Annotated in this window: 16 protein-coding genes; 12 read left to right on the forward strand and 4 right to left on the reverse strand. The window is 34.7% G+C overall.

The window, feature by feature from the left end; genetic code table 11:
* Window positions 1-7 precede the first annotated feature (7 nt).
* Entirely contained in the window at window positions 8-796 is a 789-nt protein-coding gene (gene yghU, locus CAT7_RS07700) for a glutathione-dependent disulfide-bond oxidoreductase (RefSeq protein WP_007724089.1), read from the forward strand.
* Between the two features lie 58 nt (window positions 797-854).
* Window positions 855-1,574: a YoaK family protein gene (locus tag CAT7_RS07705; protein ID WP_007724091.1), complete on the forward strand. Its 720-nt coding sequence runs from the start codon at window positions 855-857 to the stop codon at window positions 1,572-1,574.
* Between the two features lie 69 nt (window positions 1,575-1,643).
* Here CAT7_RS07705 and fabV read toward each other — a convergent pair whose 3' ends face one another.
* Complete coding sequence (fabV, locus tag CAT7_RS07710; protein ID WP_035019529.1) at window positions 1,644-2,837, reverse strand: enoyl-ACP reductase FabV; 1,194 nt, start codon at window positions 2,835-2,837, stop codon at window positions 1,644-1,646.
* Between the two features lie 578 nt (window positions 2,838-3,415).
* Between fabV and CAT7_RS07715 the strand changes: the two genes are divergently transcribed.
* The 5 genes from CAT7_RS07715 (at window position 3,416) to CAT7_RS07735 (ending at window position 8,687) form a co-directional block, all read left to right on the forward strand.
* The gene (locus CAT7_RS07715) at window positions 3,416-4,018 is read left to right on the forward strand and encodes a DUF4230 domain-containing protein (protein WP_007724097.1); all 603 of its coding nucleotides are present in this window, start codon (window positions 3,416-3,418) and stop codon (window positions 4,016-4,018) included.
* A 493-nt stretch (window positions 4,019-4,511) separates the two neighbouring features.
* The gene (locus tag CAT7_RS07720) at window positions 4,512-5,678 is read left to right on the forward strand and encodes a GTPase (protein ID WP_007724099.1); all 1,167 of its coding nucleotides are present in this window, start codon (window positions 4,512-4,514) and stop codon (window positions 5,676-5,678) included.
* A gap of 632 nt (window positions 5,679-6,310) precedes the next feature.
* On the forward strand, window positions 6,311-7,012 hold the full coding sequence (gloB, locus tag CAT7_RS07725) for a hydroxyacylglutathione hydrolase (RefSeq protein ID WP_007724101.1): 702 nt from the start codon (window positions 6,311-6,313) through the stop codon (window positions 7,010-7,012).
* Between the two features lie 62 nt (window positions 7,013-7,074).
* Complete coding sequence (locus CAT7_RS07730) at window positions 7,075-7,782, forward strand: DNA alkylation repair protein (protein WP_007724104.1); 708 nt, start codon at window positions 7,075-7,077, stop codon at window positions 7,780-7,782.
* Between the two features lie 29 nt (window positions 7,783-7,811).
* Window positions 7,812-8,687 (forward strand): alpha/beta fold hydrolase, encoded by an 876-nt coding sequence (locus tag CAT7_RS07735; protein ID WP_007724110.1) that lies wholly within the window; start codon window positions 7,812-7,814, stop codon window positions 8,685-8,687.
* Between the two features lie 109 nt (window positions 8,688-8,796).
* Here the strand turns inward: CAT7_RS07735 and CAT7_RS07740 are convergent, their stop codons facing one another.
* Complete coding sequence (locus tag CAT7_RS07740) at window positions 8,797-9,393, reverse strand: acetate uptake transporter (protein ID WP_007724112.1); 597 nt, start codon at window positions 9,391-9,393, stop codon at window positions 8,797-8,799.
* A 198-nt stretch (window positions 9,394-9,591) separates the two neighbouring features.
* Complete coding sequence (locus tag CAT7_RS07745; RefSeq protein WP_007724115.1) at window positions 9,592-10,782, reverse strand: coenzyme F420-0:L-glutamate ligase; 1,191 nt, start codon at window positions 10,780-10,782, stop codon at window positions 9,592-9,594.
* Between the two features lie 453 nt (window positions 10,783-11,235).
* Here CAT7_RS07745 and CAT7_RS07750 point away from each other — a divergent pair, with 453 nt between their 5' ends.
* Window positions 11,236-11,793: an NUDIX hydrolase gene (locus CAT7_RS07750; RefSeq protein WP_007724118.1), complete on the forward strand. Its 558-nt coding sequence runs from the start codon at window positions 11,236-11,238 to the stop codon at window positions 11,791-11,793.
* Window positions 11,794-11,878: 85 nt separating this feature from the next.
* Here CAT7_RS07750 and uraA read toward each other — a convergent pair whose 3' ends face one another.
* Window positions 11,879-13,153, reverse strand: coding sequence for a uracil permease (gene uraA / locus CAT7_RS07755; RefSeq protein WP_007724120.1), 1,275 nt, complete (start codon window positions 13,151-13,153; stop codon window positions 11,879-11,881).
* 332 nt (window positions 13,154-13,485) lie between these two features.
* Between uraA and CAT7_RS07760 the strand changes: the two genes are divergently transcribed.
* From CAT7_RS07760 to CAT7_RS07775, 4 genes are all read left to right on the forward strand, one after another.
* Window positions 13,486-14,010, forward strand: coding sequence for a DUF1456 family protein (locus CAT7_RS07760; RefSeq protein ID WP_007724122.1), 525 nt, complete (start codon window positions 13,486-13,488; stop codon window positions 14,008-14,010).
* A 315-nt stretch (window positions 14,011-14,325) separates the two neighbouring features.
* Window positions 14,326-15,834: a DUF1846 domain-containing protein gene (locus CAT7_RS07765; RefSeq protein WP_007724124.1), complete on the forward strand. Its 1,509-nt coding sequence runs from the start codon at window positions 14,326-14,328 to the stop codon at window positions 15,832-15,834.
* Window positions 15,835-16,228: 394 nt separating this feature from the next.
* On the forward strand, window positions 16,229-17,467 hold the full coding sequence (locus CAT7_RS07770; RefSeq protein WP_007724128.1) for an MFS transporter: 1,239 nt from the start codon (window positions 16,229-16,231) through the stop codon (window positions 17,465-17,467).
* 202 nt (window positions 17,468-17,669) lie between these two features.
* On the forward strand, window positions 17,670-18,052 hold a 383-nt coding region (locus CAT7_RS07775), incomplete at its 3' end, for a serine hydrolase (protein ID WP_007724130.1).

Raw genomic sequence — 18,052 nt, forward strand, 5'->3', positions numbered from 1 at the left:
TGGTAAAATGACAGCATATGAATTACCAAAAGTGTGGCAGTGGGAAGAAGAAAATTCAAAAACAGGTGGCAATCGCCCAACCGCTGGAAGTCGTTTCGAACAAAAATTACCAGTCGGAAAGGCTCCGTTCCAGCTTTATTCATTAGGAACACCTAATGGTATTAAAGTCACAATTATGTTTGAGGAACTAAAGGAACTTGGCATAGTGGACGCAGATTATGATTTATACACTATTAATATTGGAGAAGGGGACCAATTTGGTTCAGATTTCGTTGAGATCAATCCGAACTCTAAAATTCCAGCTCTAGTTGACCAAAGTCAAAGTCCTCGTTTAGAAGTGTTTGAATCCGGTTCTATTCTTCTTTACTTGGCAGAAAAATTCCAGCAACTGATTCCGACAGATATCCATGGACGGACTGAAACGCTTAATTGGTTATTCTGGCAAATGGGTGCAGGCCCTTATGTTGGTGGAGGATTTGGCCACTTTTTCGCTTACGCTCCAGAACCGATGAAATATCCGATTGATCGCTTCACGATGGAAACAAAACGTCAATTAGACTTACTCGACAAAACCTTAGCAAATCGTCCTTATATAGCAGGCGATACTTATACCATCGCAGATATTGCCATCTGGTCTTGGTATGGTCGTTTAGCTTTAGGAAAATTATATGAAGGTTCTTATGAATTTCTAAATCTGGATGAATACACTCATCTCTTGGAATGGTCTAACCGCATTGCAGAACGACCAAGTGTTCAAAAAGGTCTAGCAGCGGAGTCTCAACCAATTAAAGAATAGGTTATAAAATAATAAAACATGTCACTAAATAAAAATGTTTATGATAGTAGGGTTTGTATTGAGAAAAAAAGCACTAAAGATTCAGTTAACGAGTTGGATTTTCCTCTTAACTGCAACTGCAGGATTTATGAACGTTGTAACAATTATTTTATTTTCAGCTACTAGCTCCCATCATACGGGGAGTTTATCAAATAGTATGATTCATTTAGTAAAAGGGGATTTTGAGAATTTTATTCGTTTGGCAATCGTTATACTAGCCTTTTTCTTAGGAACGATGTTGAGTGGATTCTTATTTCCAGAACAGGTCTTTAAATTGAAACGTCGGTATGGTTATATTCAACTCTTATCCGGTTTAGCGATTTTAGCGGGAAGCATGATGTTTAATAATTCTTTGTGGTATTTGCTAGAGACAACCTTTATTTTAGGTCTGCAAAATGGGATGTTTGTCTATTATAAAGGGATGATTGTTCGTACGACACATATGTCCGGAAATCTAACGGATGCTGGTTTGGCTTTAGGTAGAAGTTTAGCAGGGCGAAAATCCGAATTTAGGAAAGCCCGTTTCCAACTACTGAATCTCAGCTTCTTTCTATTAGGTAGCATAGTTGGTGCCGGCTTATTGCTATATACTAGTGTTGATATTTGGCTTGTAGCAAGTAGCTTATACCTCTTTCTTGGTCTCTTATATTTCTCATTGTATCATCACGTCAATTACATAAAATCGACCCATGATGAATTTGAAATAAAAGGAAAATATTTATTTGATTATTTAAAATAAACCTAAACAAAGAACCCCTCGCATTAAACTGTGAGGGGTTCTTTGTTTAGATTATAGAGTCACAACTGCTTAATAGTGTAGTGCTTTTAAATCTTCTATAGTAACATCTTTTTCAACATAACCGTCAACCATGAAGCCACTTAAATTTGAAAACTCTTTATAAAAGACATCGTAAGCTGTCATATCAGAAGCGAAGTTTTCTTCATTTAATTTTAGGATAAGTTCCTTAGTTTTGGCTTGAGTATCGCTATCAAGTTCCCAATTATCAGGTCTAAGACGGCCCACTTCATCGTATTCAGGTTTGTTGCCGTAAATCATTTCGCGATAAATGCGGTCTTGATGCATAATAGGTGTTTCATGAGTGCCTTTTTCTGCCATTACTTTGTAAAGACCAATGCAATACACTGGGAAAAAAGGAATAACTGAACTTGCTTTGGTGGTAACTGCAGTAGCTACAACGATTTGCGCTTTGCCGTTAATGTCCGCTAGTAACGCATTAATATTCTCTGTTTTTTCATCACAGTCTGCTTTAGCAAGGCCAAGAGTACCTCCACCATAGTAATCATGATTAAGTTCTGTTCCTAAATAAGAATAGTTTGTTGTTAGAACGCCATCTGTTAAAACGTCTGCTTCTTTTAGTGCTTTCAGCCATAATTCCCAGTCTTCGCCACCCATTACTTTTACTGTGTTAACGATTTCTTGATCCGTTGCGGGGTCTAGTGTTTCCGTGTAATAACTTTGATTTTGCATATTAATATTCGGACCAACCACGGGCTCTCCAATGGCTTTAATTGAAGAAGTGTATGTTTCTCCAGTATCAGGGTCTGTTCTTCTACCACTTGCTAGACTGTAAACAACTAAGTCAACTTTTCCACCAAATTCGTTCTTGATGTAATCGATAACTTCTTGCTTGCTTTCATGGCTGAAGGCGTCTTGAACAAAGTTTTTAGCAATCAATCCTTCATCTTCAGCAGCTTCTCGAAAAGCAATATTATTGTACCAACCGGCTGTCCCTAGATTTTTTTCATTTTTTGGTCCTTTTTCATAAGAAACACCAATTGTGTCTGCTCCAGTACCGAAAGCTAAGCTAATTCGAGTAGCCAAGCCGTAGCTTGATGATGCGCCAATAATTAATACTTTTTTGGGACCTTCATAAGTTCCTTTGCCTTTTACATAGTTAATTTGATTCAATACTTCTTGTTTGCATCCAAGTGGATTTATGCCTAAAGCTACATTACCTCTAATATTTTGTGTGAATTCCATCATAATTAATTTTCCTCCATTAAATCGTTATAAGAATATAATATCAGAAAAAGCTTCTTATGAGAAATTACTTATCAAAATTTCAAGTCAAAGTTGATTATCTGTGTATTAATCAATAGGCAAAACAGAATAACTGTTAAATAGAACAGAGAGAACATTAGTAAGAAACTGAGTCAGAGCGCTGAGATGATTTGCAGAAGGAGCTTAATGAAATCTGCAAAGAAATATTGCTGTTGTAGAAAGTAGAGTAATATAGCGGAACCTCATTTAGATACATCTCGGTGAACCGTATCATAAGTAATGATGAAATATAATCCAGAGTAATTAAAACCGTTAAGTATATATTTTTCTAAAATATCATGATAAAATATTGGTAATTAGTTTGATTGGGAAAATGTTGATCGAACTGTAATACTCACAAATTTTGAGCACCTTAGTACATTAAAGTTATTGAGGGAGGAGCCGGAATACTTGATGACGATAAGGATTTGTATTGTGTATTTTTTTAATTTGTAAGCCAAGAGATAAAAAATCTGACTTGATATATGAACGGAACAGTATGTGAGGAGAACATTAATATGAAAAAGCTAAAAGTAAAGACTATAGTTTTTATATCAATCATTGGAGTATTTGGTTTTTTTATATTTTTTCAAACTAAATTAATTGAAACCTCTGCTAATAAAACTTCTGAAACAGCATTAATGCAAGACAAATTAGTGGAGTTGTCAGAGTGGACAACATTAAAGTATGAATATAGCAATGTAATAGTAAGTCGCACAGATAAGAGTGTATCCGTGCTTGGTATAACTGATATTAATTATGCAGAGGCGATAAAGCTAATTGAATATTCCGGATATTTAAAAGCTGGGACAAATTTTTCAAAACTTGAAATATCGTATGATGAAGTATCCAAGCAATTATTAGTAAGAGTCCCAAAATCTCAAATACTTGATAATGTTGTTGATACTGATAAAACGAAAGTAGAAGATGTTAAGGGTGATATATTTTCAGATTATCCTACTCAGATAGTTTTTGACGAAATAAATAGTAATAAAAAAAATCTTGAAGAAGAAAAAGTTAGTCAAGGATTTTTGGAAGAAGCAGACAAAAGAATAAAAGTATTGTTAACTTCTTTTTTGGATTCTAATGGATTCAATGATGTTGTTATTGAATTCTTTTAAATTAAATACATAATTCTAGTAATGAAACTATACAGAGAATAATAAACCATCATCCCAGCTTGAGTAGAATGAACTTAGTCTGAGATGATGGTATTTAATTCTATAAGTATAGTTTTATTTTTGTTTTGCAACTTTTGAATGGCTGTTTATGAAAGGCAGTATTGGTCTTGCGGTTGATACTTGTTTGAATCAGTTGTTTTTTTAGTTTCTATTGTCCGCGCTCAATAATATATCAATGGTATTCAATGAAATAGCAACTTTTAAGTCTAATAGTTTTAAAACAAAATAGTATTCGAATTTATTGGAATAAGTAATATTTTTTCAGACACATTTTTAATATATAGAGTTCTATTAGCCTAAAGTATATTACTTTTGAGAGTGGTATAATTATTTTAAATGTTACGGAAATATAGCAAGATCAAGATTCGCAAGAATTACAAGCAGTATAGTAGAGTGAATTAGCTCTTATATTAGATAGGGGGGAAATATTAATATGGAAAGAGGAAATGTATTAGTAATTGGAAATTCAGGAGTAGGAAAATCAACTTTGATAAATTCAGTTCTTGGAGATGAAATAGCGAAGACTGGATATGGTTCTTCTGGTACAACGGAAAAGCTGGAAATATATGAAAGTGAAGAAGTACCTTTTAGAATTATCGATACGGTTGGCTTTGAACCATCGTTGGTTAAACAATTTAAAGCGATCAATGCAGTAAAAAAATGGTCAAAGGAGAGCATTAAAGATAGAGAAGAAGATACCAAAATTAATGTGATTTGGTTTTGTATTGAGGGAACATCGAGTAAGTTGTTTCCAAAGACCATCAAAGACCTTTCTAGAGCAACTGCAATGTGGAAGACTGTTCCGATTGTCGTAGTCATTACGAAATCTTATTCTGTTCCAGAGAGGGTGCAGAATAAAGAAATGGTGGATAATGCTTTTGCGAAACAAAAGAAATATTCAAAAAATCTGAAACATACTGTCCCTGTTGTTGCATCCACCTATGTACTTAATGACACAGCATTTGCAGCGCCTGAAGGAATTACAGAGCTAATTGATGTGACAAATGAATTGATGCCAGAAGGAATAAAAGCTGGCGAGAACGACGTATACAAATTTAAATTAAAACGGAAAAAGGCTCTAGCTCAAGGTGTTGTTGGATTTTCAACTACAACTGCAGTAACGGTAGGTGCTGTACCTATTCCATTCGCTGATGCATTAATATTGGGTCCGATTGAAGTTGCCCAAGTAAAAGCTCTTGCCCATCTGTACGAAATTAGCAAAGATGAAGACTCTAAAGAATTATTAAATGCTATTGTTGAAGTCGGAACAGTTAGTGTAGCTGCGAAAGTTGCAATTAACTCATTGAAAGCTATTCCGGGAATCAACATAGCAGCGAGTGTACTAAATGCTATTATTGCAGGCGCAATTGTTGCTGCAATTGGGGAAGGTTCTATTTATGTGTTTGAAAAAGTATATACTGGAGAAAAAAGTATTAAAGATATTGAATGGGTTAAAAATGTAATGGAGTCTAAACTATCATCTCAATTCATAGAAAATGTAACGGTTGTTGTAGAAAAAATAGCGAATAGTGGTAGTACTAAGGATATCGGTAAACTAATCAATTCGCTATCATCATCGAAGCTCAAAATAAAACTATAAATTACTAATAAAAAAGGACCTATGATAGAAGAGCAAGATAAACTATGATATTAGAAAGACGTGCTCTTTGTGTTAGCTTTCAGTGTCGATGTTAACTCTACATTTTAATTCCACAGCAACATAATCTTTCAATCAGCATACTAACATACTTGTGATATTCAATTGTCTTTTTAATGTGAGATAATTGAAATATCTAGTATGAATGTAGTAGAAGTATGAGTGCCGATTATATCTCGTTCTAAGAAAAACTGGAGATGAGGTGTTCTTACCTTTATTTATGCTATAAAATATTGTTATGGATACTACAATATTACAGAGAATCGTACTATAAATAAATAATTTTTTAGAAGAAGTAGAACGATTAGTTATTCTAAATTTCTATATCTATGCAATTTTTTCGCACTATTAAAAGTTGTTTGTTAGAATGAGCTTAAAGAAACTAGAAAAAGAATGAGTAAGATACATAAATGAGAAAATTTAATTTTTGTAAATTGATGTATAGGAAAATAACTTTTAATGTCTTATGGAAATAATAGAGTGAAATATATTCAGTATGCACTTTAAGCGTTTATGAAAGAACTTAAAAATATATTTGATTTGACGTCAGTCATTCAAGGTGAGGAGACATAGTTATGAACATTCATCCAATAAAAGCTTTTTCTGATAATTATATTTGGATTATTGAAGAAGGCACAGAAGCAGTGGTAGTCGATCCAGGAGAAGCTGAACAAGTCATGGACTACTTAGAAGAAAAGCAGCTACAGTTAAACTCCATCCTTTTAACGCATAATCACGACGACCATATCGGAGGAGTTCAACAAATTTCAGCAAAATACCCAGATGCTTTAATTTATGGCCCAAAAGAAACGGGGGACATAGCTGACCATATCGTAGTGGATGGGGACTCCTTTAAGTTGCTAGGTCAAAATGTCCAAGTATTAAAAACAGGCGGACACACTCACGGACATGTTAGTTTCTTAATGGAAAAAGCTCTCTTTTGCGGGGATGCCTTATTCTCAGCAGGCTGTGGCCGAGTATTTACAAAAGATTATCAAGCTCAATATGATGCCTTACAGAAATTCAAACAATTAGACGATGAGGTACAAGTATATGCCGCTCATGAATACACGCAAACCAATTTACGCTTTGCGCATTCTATGCAGCCATCTAACACGTTCTTTTCTGAAGCCTTAGACCAAGTCAATGAAATGCGTGCAAAAGGAAAACCAACTTTACCCACAACGATTGGCAGGGAGAAAAAAATCAATCTCTTTCTGCAAGCAGAGAAGATGGAAGACTTTAAAGAGTTGCGTAATGCTCGTGATGAGTTTTAGATTATTCATTCAAATCCTGACACTAAGTTTTTACTAAATTATGTAAGGAGATACAAACAATTATGAATTTTGAAACAGTTATGCAAGAGCTTGAAGACTTAAGTAAGCCAAGAATGAAGAAAATATATCTATCTAATGGCGCACAGGAGCCGCTTTTTGGTGTAACAACAGGTGAAATGAAACCTATGTCAAAGAAGATAAAAAAAAATCAACCTTTAGCAGAAGAGCTTTATGCTACAGGTAATTACGATGCCATGTATTTTGCAGGTGTCATTTCGGATCCAAAAGTTATGACGGAGTTGGATTTTGATCGTTGGATGGATGCAGCTTATTTTTATATGTTATCTGATTTTGTGGTAGCTGTGACATTATCTGAGTCAGATATTGCACAAGATGTTGCGGATAAATGGATCGCAAGTGGTCAAGAATTGAGGATGTCTGCGGGCTGGAGTTGTTATTGTTGGCTTTTAGGAAATCGTTCAGACAATGAATTTTCTGAGGACAAGATCTCTGGCATGCTTGATCATGTGAAAAAGACGATTCATGATGCGCCGGAACGAACGAAAGCGTCCATGAATAATTTTCTATCCACTGTAGGGATTTCATTTTCTCCTTTACATGAAAAGGCAATTGAGACAGCAATGGAAGTAGGTACAGTGGAAGTCAAACGTGAAAACAAAAAAGACAGTACTTTAAATGCTTATGAGAGTATTCAAAAACAAGTAGAAAAAGGAAGAATCGGCTTTAAACGTAAATATGTAAGGTGTTAAGACTAGCTTCACATAGGAGGTTTTAAGGTATGGGAATGCAAGAGCATAAGTCTATTGAAACGAATGGGATTAAGTTGCATGTTGTCCAACAAGGACCTGAAGACGGGCAGTTAGTGATTTTATTACATGGGTTTCCCGAGTTTTGGTATGGTTGGAATAGCCAAATGTCTGAACTGGCAAATAAAGGATTTCGAGTATGGGCACCAGATCAAAGAGGCTATAATCTTAGCGATAAGCCTAAAAAAGTAAGTGACTACCGAACGGATCATTTAGCTGCAGACATTGCTGGTTTGATCAAAGCGTCTGGAAAAGAAAAAGTGATTCTAGTCGGTCATGACTGGGGTGGAATCGTGGCTTGGAGAGTAGCGAGAGAATATCCCGAGTTACTGCAGAAGTTAATTATTCTTAACGCTCCACACGAATTAGCTATGAGTAACCAACTTTTAACACATCCCTTACAAATTCTGAAAAGTTCATATATTGCTTTCTTCCAATTACGAGGATTGCCGGAAAAACTATTTGGCATGTCTAATTGGAAAGTTGTGGAGAAGGCATTAGTGGCCAGCAGCCGAAAAGGAACCTTCAGTGAAGAAGACTTACAAAAATATCGAACTGCGTGGTCTCAGCCAGGTGCTATGCGCTCAATGATCAATTGGTACCGTGCTTTGGTATCCAACTATACTAGTTCGGATGTTCCTTCCCGAGTAACTGTGCCAACTTTCTTGGTTTGGGGAGCTAAAGATCAATTTTTAGGTCCTGAATTGGCCCGTAAAAGTCTCGAATTTTGTGATGATGGTCGAGGAGTATTGCTGGGAGAAGCTACTCACTGGGTACACCATGAAGAACCCGAACGTGTCAATAAGCTGATTCTTGATTTTATTATTAGTGAAGAGCCCCCTTTGTAGTTCTCCCTGAGCGTATTTAACTGTAACTAACGGTAACCAGAATAATAAACTCATATAAAAAGGCACAACATCCATTTATTACTGGACGGTGTGCCTTTACTAATTTTTATTATTTCACTTCGCCAATTGGCATAATAACTTTTCCATAAAGTTCATTCAAAACTTGTGCCATTGCAGCATAAATTGCTGAGAATCCACAAATGATTCCTTCGTAACCAGCAATGGTTAAAATAAGTGCAGAGCCTGTAAAATGACCTAAAGATAATAAAAGGAATAGAAGTGCTAATGATCCAAATACAACTTGTAAAGCTTTATTGATTCTAAGAGTTCCAATAAACATAGCAAATGTAAAGATAGCCCACATGAATAAGTAAGCTCCCATAGATTGACTAGAAGGCGCTTCGCCTAAACCCATAGTAGGTAAAATGTTTATTGCAATCAATGATAGCCAAAAGAATCCATAAGATGTGAATGCTGTAGCACCAAATGTATTATTCTTCTTCCATTCCATAATTCCTGCAATAACTTGTGCAAACCCGCCATAAAAGATGCCCATTGCAAAAATCATTGAATCCATTGGGAAAAATCCAGCGTTATGAAGATTTAACAATACAGTAGTCATTCCGAAACCCAAAAGCCCAAGTGGAGCAGGGTTTGCAGTGATTTCTTTAAAGGTAACTGTTTTACCTAATTTATCTTTATCCAATTTGTAAATCTCCTCTAAATATAATAGTCGCAAAAAAATCGCGCGATTCTTATTATACAGAAGGTAGTTTATGCAAGTCAAATAAAAATCTGAATTAAATGCTTTGAAGCTATTAATCATATTTATATACAAAAAAAACCTAAAAATTAGATTTTTAGGGAATGACTTATTTTGAAATTTGTCTTTTTTGTATTAAACTTATTTTGTATAGTTGTCGAAGTAACCTTGAATATAAACAATAGGTGTCCCTTTATCTCCGCTGCCAGAGGTTAAGTCAGATAATGAACCGATTAAGTCTGTTAATCTACGTGGAGTAGTACCTTGCGCTTCCATCGTGCCAACTAGATCTTCCTTTTTATTCTGGATGTATTCAGAAATAGATTGTTTTAAATCTTCTCCACGAAGATGAGAGAAGTTATTGTCGGCTAGATATTTTAACTTCACTTCGTTTGGAGTGCCTTCAAGTCCTATGGTGTATGCAGGCGAAACAACTGGATCTGCAAGTTCCCAAATTTTACCAACTGGATCTTTGAATGCCCCGTCACCATATACCATGACTTCAATTGTTTTACCTGTTAGTTCTTTTAATTTGGCTTGAATACCATCAACAATTGGTTGGCAATTGTTTGGAAAGAGTTTCAGGGTATTTTCTGTTGCTTTATTGGATCCAAGCAGGCCATAAGTTTCATTAAAGCCGCTGCCGTTGATTGATGTTGTTAAAATATCATCAAGGCCGTATACTGTTTCAGCACCATTAGTTGATAAGATACGTTTTGTTCTAAAACGTGAATGTATATCACTCGTTAGGACATGTTTAGTATACGTTAAAATAGTTTTGGGATTGTTTGAGAAAATGACTTCGCAAGTTGCGCCTTCAGCTTCAATCAACTCTCTATAGTAATCGATATAATCGATTCCAGTAAATCGGTGTTTTTTATAACCGAAATGCTCACGGAATTCAGCTTCAGTTAAAACATCTGTCCATGGATTCACACCTTTGACATCCAGTTCATCGATCTCAACAAGTTGATTCCCTACTTCATCAGAAGGGTAACTCAACATTAAAACGATATTTTTTGCACCTTTTGCAATACCGCGTAAGATATTTGCAAAGCGATTACGACTTAATATTGGAAAAATGACGCCGATTGTTTCATCGCCGAATTTTGCTTTGATATCTTCAGCAATATCATCAATTGATGCATAGTTTCCTTGTGCGCGTGCCACAATTGACTCGGTTATAGTAACAATATCCCGATTTTCAAAAGAAAAATCTTCATTCTTAGCTGCATTTAATACAGTCTCCACTACAATTTGTTCAATATCGTCGCCTTTATTGATGATTGGACCGCGAAGGCCGCGTACTACTGTTCCTACTGTGTTTTCCAATTTGATCTCTTCTAATATATTGCTTTATAAAAATAGGCATAACAATTTACACACTATATCCTTATTATACCTTTTTGAATGGCTAGAAGTAAAATAGAATAATATACTAGGTGACTATAGTGCGTTATTGAAAAAAGTATTTCTCTTATATCTCTATTTTAAATAAAATTGTCTCCTACTCCGTTAGTGAAGTATGGATTTAAACTCATTTGTACTCAAAAGGAGTTTGTGTACTATGAATTAATAGTATGATAAACAAAGAATTAAGGGCGGTTAACATAGGTTTCGGAGACATCCATAGTTTAAATGCAATAGAGCATTTGTGGTATAATTACTAAGCGTACTTTAAACAAAAGTAGACTTAAAAGGACCTATTTAATTATAGAAAGTCAAATCAGTAAATAGTTGAATGGTTCAATATTATCTATAGAATTTACTAAAGGAGAATCTTAGATGAACTTAAGAGAACAAATCAGCCATTACATACCTTATACTACTCAAGAAGCTAAAGAACAAGAAGTTATCCTAAAGTATATAGATACTTTTGACAATTTGCTGACGCGCGAAAATGAATTTGCGCATTTTACAGCCTCAGCTTGGATTGTTAATCCAGAACGTACAAAAGTTTTAATGGCCTATCACAACATCTATCAATCATGGTCTTGGGTTGGTGGACATGCAGATGGGAATGCAAATTTGTTACAAGTGGCTTTGAAAGAAACAACAGAAGAAACCGGTTTGACGCAGATCATTCCTTTAGCAACTACGATTTATTCGGTAGAAATTCTAGGCGTTCCTAGTCATATAAAAAAGGGTAATCCAATTGCAACACATTTGCATTTGAACGTAACCTATTTGATTGAAGCGAATGAAACTGAGCAAACAATGGTGAATGAGGACGAAAATAGTGCAATAAAATGGATGAAACTAGAGGAAGCTGTCGAAGCATGTGTGGAGCCCGAGATGAAAATCATTTATCAAAAGTTGAATGAAAAATTAAAAAAATCGTAAATAAAGAATTAAAAAAAAGCTGAATACAAGTTTTCTCTCTATTTTGTCATAGAAGAAACTTGTACCCAGCTTTTTTATTTACCTTTTAGTCTTCGTCTGATTCGTTCATTATGCCGGCTTTTTCAAATAAATAAAAGGCGACACTTAAAACAATTCCAACTACACTCGCAAGAATCATTCCTTTTAATTCGATTCCCGCAAAATTAACCGTCAATCCGCTTAAACCAGCAACAAGAACGATAGAAGTTAAAATTAAATTTTTTGATTTGCTATAATCTACTTTAGATTCCACTAATAAGCGCAATCCACTTGTTCCAATCATCCCGTAAAGCAAGAAGGTTACTCCACCGATTACATTTCCTGGAATTGTCGAGATAAACGCTGCTAAAGGCCCAATGAAAGCCATGCAGATTGAAAAGATGGCTGCTCCAGCGATTACGCGAACGCTGTATACGCGTGTGATAGCCATTACTCCAATATTTTCACCATAAGTTGTTGTTGGAACCCCACCAATCAGACCAGATAAAGCAGTGCCCAAATTGTCGGCGAATAAAGAGCGATGTAATCCAGGATCTTTTATCAGATCATGGCCGACAACATTTGAAGTAACAACCTGATGCCCGATGTGTTCAGAAGTTAAGACAAGCAGAACCGGGAGCATTGTTAGTATGGCATTCACATCGAATTTTGCCCATTGAAAATGGGGCAGGGTAAACAATGAGGTTTCCATTAAAGGTGTAAAGTCGACCATTCCAAAAGCTGCAGCAGAGAGATAACCGACAACAATTGAGATTAAAATGGGAATGGTTGATAAAAATCCTTTAAACAGTACTGAACCTAAAATTGCTACACCTAATGTAATGAAAAAGACAATGAAGTCTTGCGATGAGGCCGTTTCGGTCATTAAGTTTGCACCGATTGAACCGCCTTGAACGGTGTTTCCAGCTAGTTCCAACCCAATTAAAGCAACGACTGCACCCATTGCTGCTGGTGGAAGAACAATGTTGATCCATGCTGTACCTACACGTCGAATGAATAAGGCTAAAAGACAACCAATAATCCCTAAGACGACAAAACCTCCTTGAGCATAAGCAAATCCTTGATTCGCAATAATAATACTTGCAGGTCCAATGAAAGCAAAACTTGAACCAAGATAAGCAGGAGCTTTTCCTTTGGTGATAAGAATAAATAATAACGTAGAAATTCCGTTCATTAATAAGACAATACTAGGGTCAATACCAAAGATGATAGGCACTAATACAGAAGCGCCAAACATTGCAAAAGTGTGTTGCAAACTTAACGGCACCAGTAATTTTACAGGGACCTTTTCATTAACTTGAATAATTTTCTTGCTTGACATATACGATTCCTCCTATTTTTGGGCACAAAAAATGCCCTTCTTGAATGGTGTATTCGCAAAAGGACCTCAGGTATCGTATCATAAATTGACTTGTTACCCTTTTTAATCTCTCTGGATTAATTTAAAAGGACTTCGCTTTGATTTATTCTAGCAGTAAACAATTTGGATTACAACAATCAATCTGTAAATAACCCATAATTCTTAAAAGCAGAAGCACCTTAAAGGGATAATAAGTGATTTTTATCTGCTGACAAAAGGTGCAATAAGGTGAATAAAGCTTTATACTAGATAGAAGATAGCAATTTGAAAAAGCTTTTGGAGGGCAAAATAAGATGAACAATAATGATCGATTGGTAAGATTAAGATACGCATTAGATATTAAAGATGCAGATATGGTAGAAATTTTTAAATTAGGCGGTTTAGAAATAACAAAAGAAGATGTAAAAAAAATGCTGGATAAGTCGAAAAAACAAAAAGATGAAACGGCAAAAGAAGATGAGTTTCAAAAAAATGAATACGTGAAAGATTGCTCTAACCAAACGTTAGAATGCTTTTTAAATGGTTTAATTATCTTCAAAAGAGGCAAAAAAGATTCAGAAGTCACAGAACCAGAAAAGCCTGTTTCATTGATAATAACGAATAAAAACGTAAATAATATTTTGCTGAAAAAAATTAAAATAGCTCTTTCCCTTACAAGTGATGATATGCTGGGTGTTCTAGGAAATGCGGGAGTGGAAATTTCAAAAAGCGAATTAAGTGCAGTTTTTAGAAAAGAAGGACATCGAAATTACAAAGAATGTGGCGATCGCTACGCTAGGAATTTTTTGAAAGGTTTAGCTATAGCGTGGCGCGAATAGTTAATTGCTCTAATAAGCTGTTCTAAAAAAAACACTGGATTAAACTTCTGTTTTCATTGCTGAAGTTCAGTCTGGTATTTTTTTTGTAGAGAAACAAAAAATCATAGAGAAAATACATTGATTATAAAAAATAAACCACTATAATTGAAAAGGATGTAAAAATAAAACGTTAGATTTAGGCAAGATATAAGTGAACTTATTTATTCTTAATAGTGGTTAGAAAATAAAAATCGTTAGTACGACAAAAATCGTCTAACTTTTTTTTGTTTAAAAAGGCAGCTGCTAAAATCCAGCAATTATATAGGAGGAAAGCACATGAAAAAAGCAGGGTTTGATCCACAGAAATATATTGAAGAACAATCAAAATATATCTTAGAACGAGTAAATGATTACGACAAGTTGTATCTTGAATTTGGTGGAAAATTGATTGGTGATAAACATGCCAAACGAGTATTACCAGGTTTTGATGAAGATGCAAAAATTAAGTTGTTACAAAAATTAAAAGATCAAGCTGAGATCATTATTTGTGTGTACGCTGGAGATATCGAACGGAATAAAATTCGTGGCGATTACGGCATTACTTATGATATGGATGTTTTAAGATTAATTGATGAATTAAGAGGATATGGTTTAGAAGTAAACAGTGTAGTTATTACGCGCTACAACGGTCAACCTTCTACAAAACTGTTCATTAATAAACTAGAAAGAAGAGATATCAAAGTATTTACGCATGCTGCAATTGAAGGATATCCATCAGATATTGAAACGATTGTTAGTGAAGAAGGTTTTGCAAAAAATGCTTATATTCCAACAACTAAACCAATCGTTGTTGTTACAGCACCCGGTCCTGGAAGTGGGAAACTAGCAACGTGTTTAAATCAACTATACCATGAACGCCATCAAGGGAAGACAGCTGGGTATTCAAAATTTGAAACTTTTCCAGTTTGGAATGTACCGTTAAAACATCCGCTTAATATTGCTTATGAAGCGGCTACTGTAGATTTGAAAGATGTGAATATGATCGATAATTTTCATTTTGAAAAATACAATCAAGTAGCGGTCAATTATAATCGAGATCTTGAAACTTTCCCAGTTATTAAACGCATCATTGAAAAAATTACTGGAAAAGAATCCGTCTATCAATCTCCGACAGATATGGGTGTTAATCGAGTAGGATTTGGTATTACTGATGATGAAGTTATTAGAGATGCCTCTAAACAAGAAATCATTCGCAGAAGCTTTTTAACGGAATGTGACTTTAAAAAAGGGCTGATTGACGAAGAAATTTTAAACCATATGAAATTAATTATGGAAGAAGTTGAACTGAAAAAAGAAGATCGAGTTCCGGTTGCACCAGCTCGTAAATATGCAGAGCAGATAAGAGAACAGTCTGAAGCACCTGATATGCCAGCTGTTATCGCATTTGAATTACAGGATGGTCAAATTGTTACGGGTAGAACGACAGCTTTAATGGATTCTTGTTCTGCAGGTATTTTAAATTCAATTAAGGTATTGGCTAATATTTCAGATGAAATTCATTTGTTATCACCAAATATTTTAGAAACAATCCAAAAACTTAAAGTAACAGATCTTCATAGTAAAATGCCAGCGTTGAATGCAAATGAAGTGCTTATTGCACTAGCTATAAGTGCAGTTACCAATCCGACGGCTCAATTAGCGTATAATAAACTCTCTGGGCTACAAGATGTTCAAGCACATTCAACGGTTATGCTGAATAAAGATGATGAACAAGCTCTGCGTAAATTAGGATTAGATATCACATGTGATCCGTTCTATCCATCAGAAAATTTATATTATATTTAAATAGAAAAAAGAGAGGTGAGACTTTTGTCTAACCTCTCTTTTTTAGGGCTAAAAACAGGGATTCAATTAAATGGACAAATAAAAGAAGCGTTATAAAATAAAGAAGTAAAGAGAACGTGCAAAATAAGAAGGAGATTTACAAGAATAACTCAGCTATTAAATGGAAGCGTTTAATAATAATTAATATAAAAAAGAGGTTGACCGGTGTAACTATTTTTATTATACTGACTAATGCAGTAGGATATCACAATATGATATGTATTTTTGTAATGTGATACTAATCGAAAGTGAGAAGGATTCGTTTTTTATGAAATAATAAAGATAAGAATTGAGCTAAAGGCTTTATTTCAATTGAAATGAAAGCACATACTTTAATTATGGAAGGAAATACAAAATGAAAAAAGAACACTATAGAATGGTCATCGCGGGAATGTTATTGATGTTAGGTCTAGGTATTCCAATTAATGGAATGGGAGTATTTACTGTTCCAGTAACAACTGCATTAGGATTCACTGTTGCTCAATTCAGTATTGTAAGCAGTTGCTTAAGTTTAATTGGAATTGTCAGTATCCCAGTCTTATCTAAAAGCCTGATGCCAAAAATAGGATTGAGAAAGACTGCTTTTGTGGGTGGGATTACAGGAATTATAGGATTCATTTGGATGGCTAATAGTACAACAATTTGGTCATTTTACCTTGCAGCATCTCTAATTGGTTTGTTATTAATGGTTTCCACAAGTATGGTAGCAATAACAATGGTAAATAATTGGTTCGTTAAAAAACATGGAACCGTTATGGGTATAATTGCAGCATCAATGGGGTTAAGTGGAGTTGTAGTAAATGCTGTTATTCCATCTGTTGTAGAAAATAGTGGTTTCAGCGCAGGGTATTATTTAATGGCTGTCTTTTACGGGGTAGCTGTTCTTGGAGGAGCTTTGCTGCTTAGAGATAAACCGGAAGATTTGGGAGCAGTAGCTTATGGCGAGGAAGAATCAACTATTAAAGAGCCGAATGCAGTAATGGCAACGAACGAATCAGAAGAAGTGTTGTCTGAAGGATTAACATTTGCTGAAGCAGTACGTTCACCTATCTTCTACTTTGCTGCAATTGCCTTTATCTCGTTTGTAATGGTTAGTACATTCACTCAACAATTACAAGTATTCTTAGTTTCAACGGGTATTAACATCGTTCAAGTAGGTGCTATGATGTCTGTAGCTTCAGTGGCTATGATTATCTCTAAGATTGCTATGGGTTCCATCAGCGATAAACTTGGTGCTAAAACGACGTATACAGGTTTAGCCATTATCTTTACACTAGCCTTCGTCATTTTCTTTTCAACCAGTTCACCAATTATTTTATTCGTAGCGTTACTGATGTATTACATGTGTGCAGGAACACCAAACGTTCTACACCAATTGATTACATTAGATTTATTTGGAAAAAAAGATTTCACTGCTATCTGGGGCATGCTAGCTGTTGCAGCAAATATTGGTTTGGCAATTGGAAATCCAATTTTAGGTCTGCTTTATGACTTAACTGGAACTTACCAATTAACCATTATCGTATGTATTGCATTGATGATCATTTGTTTAATCTTTTTCTTCCTTGCAAATCAAACAAAAAAAAGAGCTTAAATCCGTTGAAAACTATGCGTAATTAAAAACCCACGACTCAATTTTTTTGAGTCGTGGGTTTTTTTTATAAAGTATGAGACAAATAACACACCTGACATGAAAGCGTTACAATAATGTTGTAGTAAATAAAAAAATTCTATATAATTAATTTTAAGTAATAAATATATGAAATTTTAATGTGAGAAAAGAAACGAGGGTGAAAATGGACTGGAATAAGGAAATTCAAGAATTGAAAACAGATTTTACACCTTATATGGAAAGTGGAATTTATATTCATGATGGAAAAGAATTGTTATTTAGTGAAAATAAAGAAGCAATGTTTCCTTCAGCAAGTATCATAAAGCTGCCTATCTATCTCTATTATTACGAACAAGCAATTCAAGGGAATTTTAATTTAACAGATAGAATAAACGTTTCAAAGTCAGGTCGTGCAAATGGATCGGGAGTACTTCATATTCTGACATCTGTTGAAGAGTGGAGTATTGAAGAACTCTTACAATTGATGATCGCTGTTTCAGATAATGAAGCGACAAACCAATTAATTTCTTATGCCGGTTTAGAGAATTTAAAAGCTTGGATAAAAGA

It is taken from the genome of Carnobacterium sp. AT7 (assembly GCF_000171855.1).
Classification (GTDB): domain Bacteria; phylum Bacillota; class Bacilli; order Lactobacillales; family Carnobacteriaceae; genus Carnobacterium_B; species Carnobacterium_B jeotgali.

Bases quoted from the DNA above. Each gene is read 5' to 3' on its own strand.
- CAT7_RS07735 (WP_007724110.1), top strand. From the start codon at position 7,812: ATGGGAATGCAAGAGCATAAGTCTATTGAAACGAATGGGATTAAGTTG.
- CAT7_RS07750 (WP_007724118.1), top strand. From the start codon at position 11,236: ATGAACTTAAGAGAACAAATCAGCCATTACATACCTTATACTACTCAA.
- fabV (WP_035019529.1), bottom strand. From the start codon at position 2,837: ATGGAATTCACACAAAATATTAGAGGTAATGTAGCTTTAGGCATAAAT.
- CAT7_RS07730 (WP_007724104.1), top strand. From the start codon at position 7,075: ATGAATTTTGAAACAGTTATGCAAGAGCTTGAAGACTTAAGTAAGCCA.
- yghU (WP_007724089.1), top strand. From the start codon at position 8: ATGACAGCATATGAATTACCAAAAGTGTGGCAGTGGGAAGAAGAAAAT.
- uraA (WP_007724120.1), bottom strand. From the start codon at position 13,153: ATGTCAAGCAAGAAAATTATTCAAGTTAATGAAAAGGTCCCTGTAAAA.
- CAT7_RS07720 (WP_007724099.1), top strand. From the start codon at position 4,512: ATGGAAAGAGGAAATGTATTAGTAATTGGAAATTCAGGAGTAGGAAAA.
- CAT7_RS07715 (WP_007724097.1), top strand. From the start codon at position 3,416: ATGAAAAAGCTAAAAGTAAAGACTATAGTTTTTATATCAATCATTGGA.
- gloB (WP_007724101.1), top strand. From the start codon at position 6,311: ATGAACATTCATCCAATAAAAGCTTTTTCTGATAATTATATTTGGATT.
- CAT7_RS07770 (WP_007724128.1), top strand. From the start codon at position 16,229: ATGAAAAAAGAACACTATAGAATGGTCATCGCGGGAATGTTATTGATG.
- CAT7_RS07765 (WP_007724124.1), top strand. From the start codon at position 14,326: ATGAAAAAAGCAGGGTTTGATCCACAGAAATATATTGAAGAACAATCA.
- CAT7_RS07760 (WP_007724122.1), top strand. From the start codon at position 13,486: ATGAACAATAATGATCGATTGGTAAGATTAAGATACGCATTAGATATT.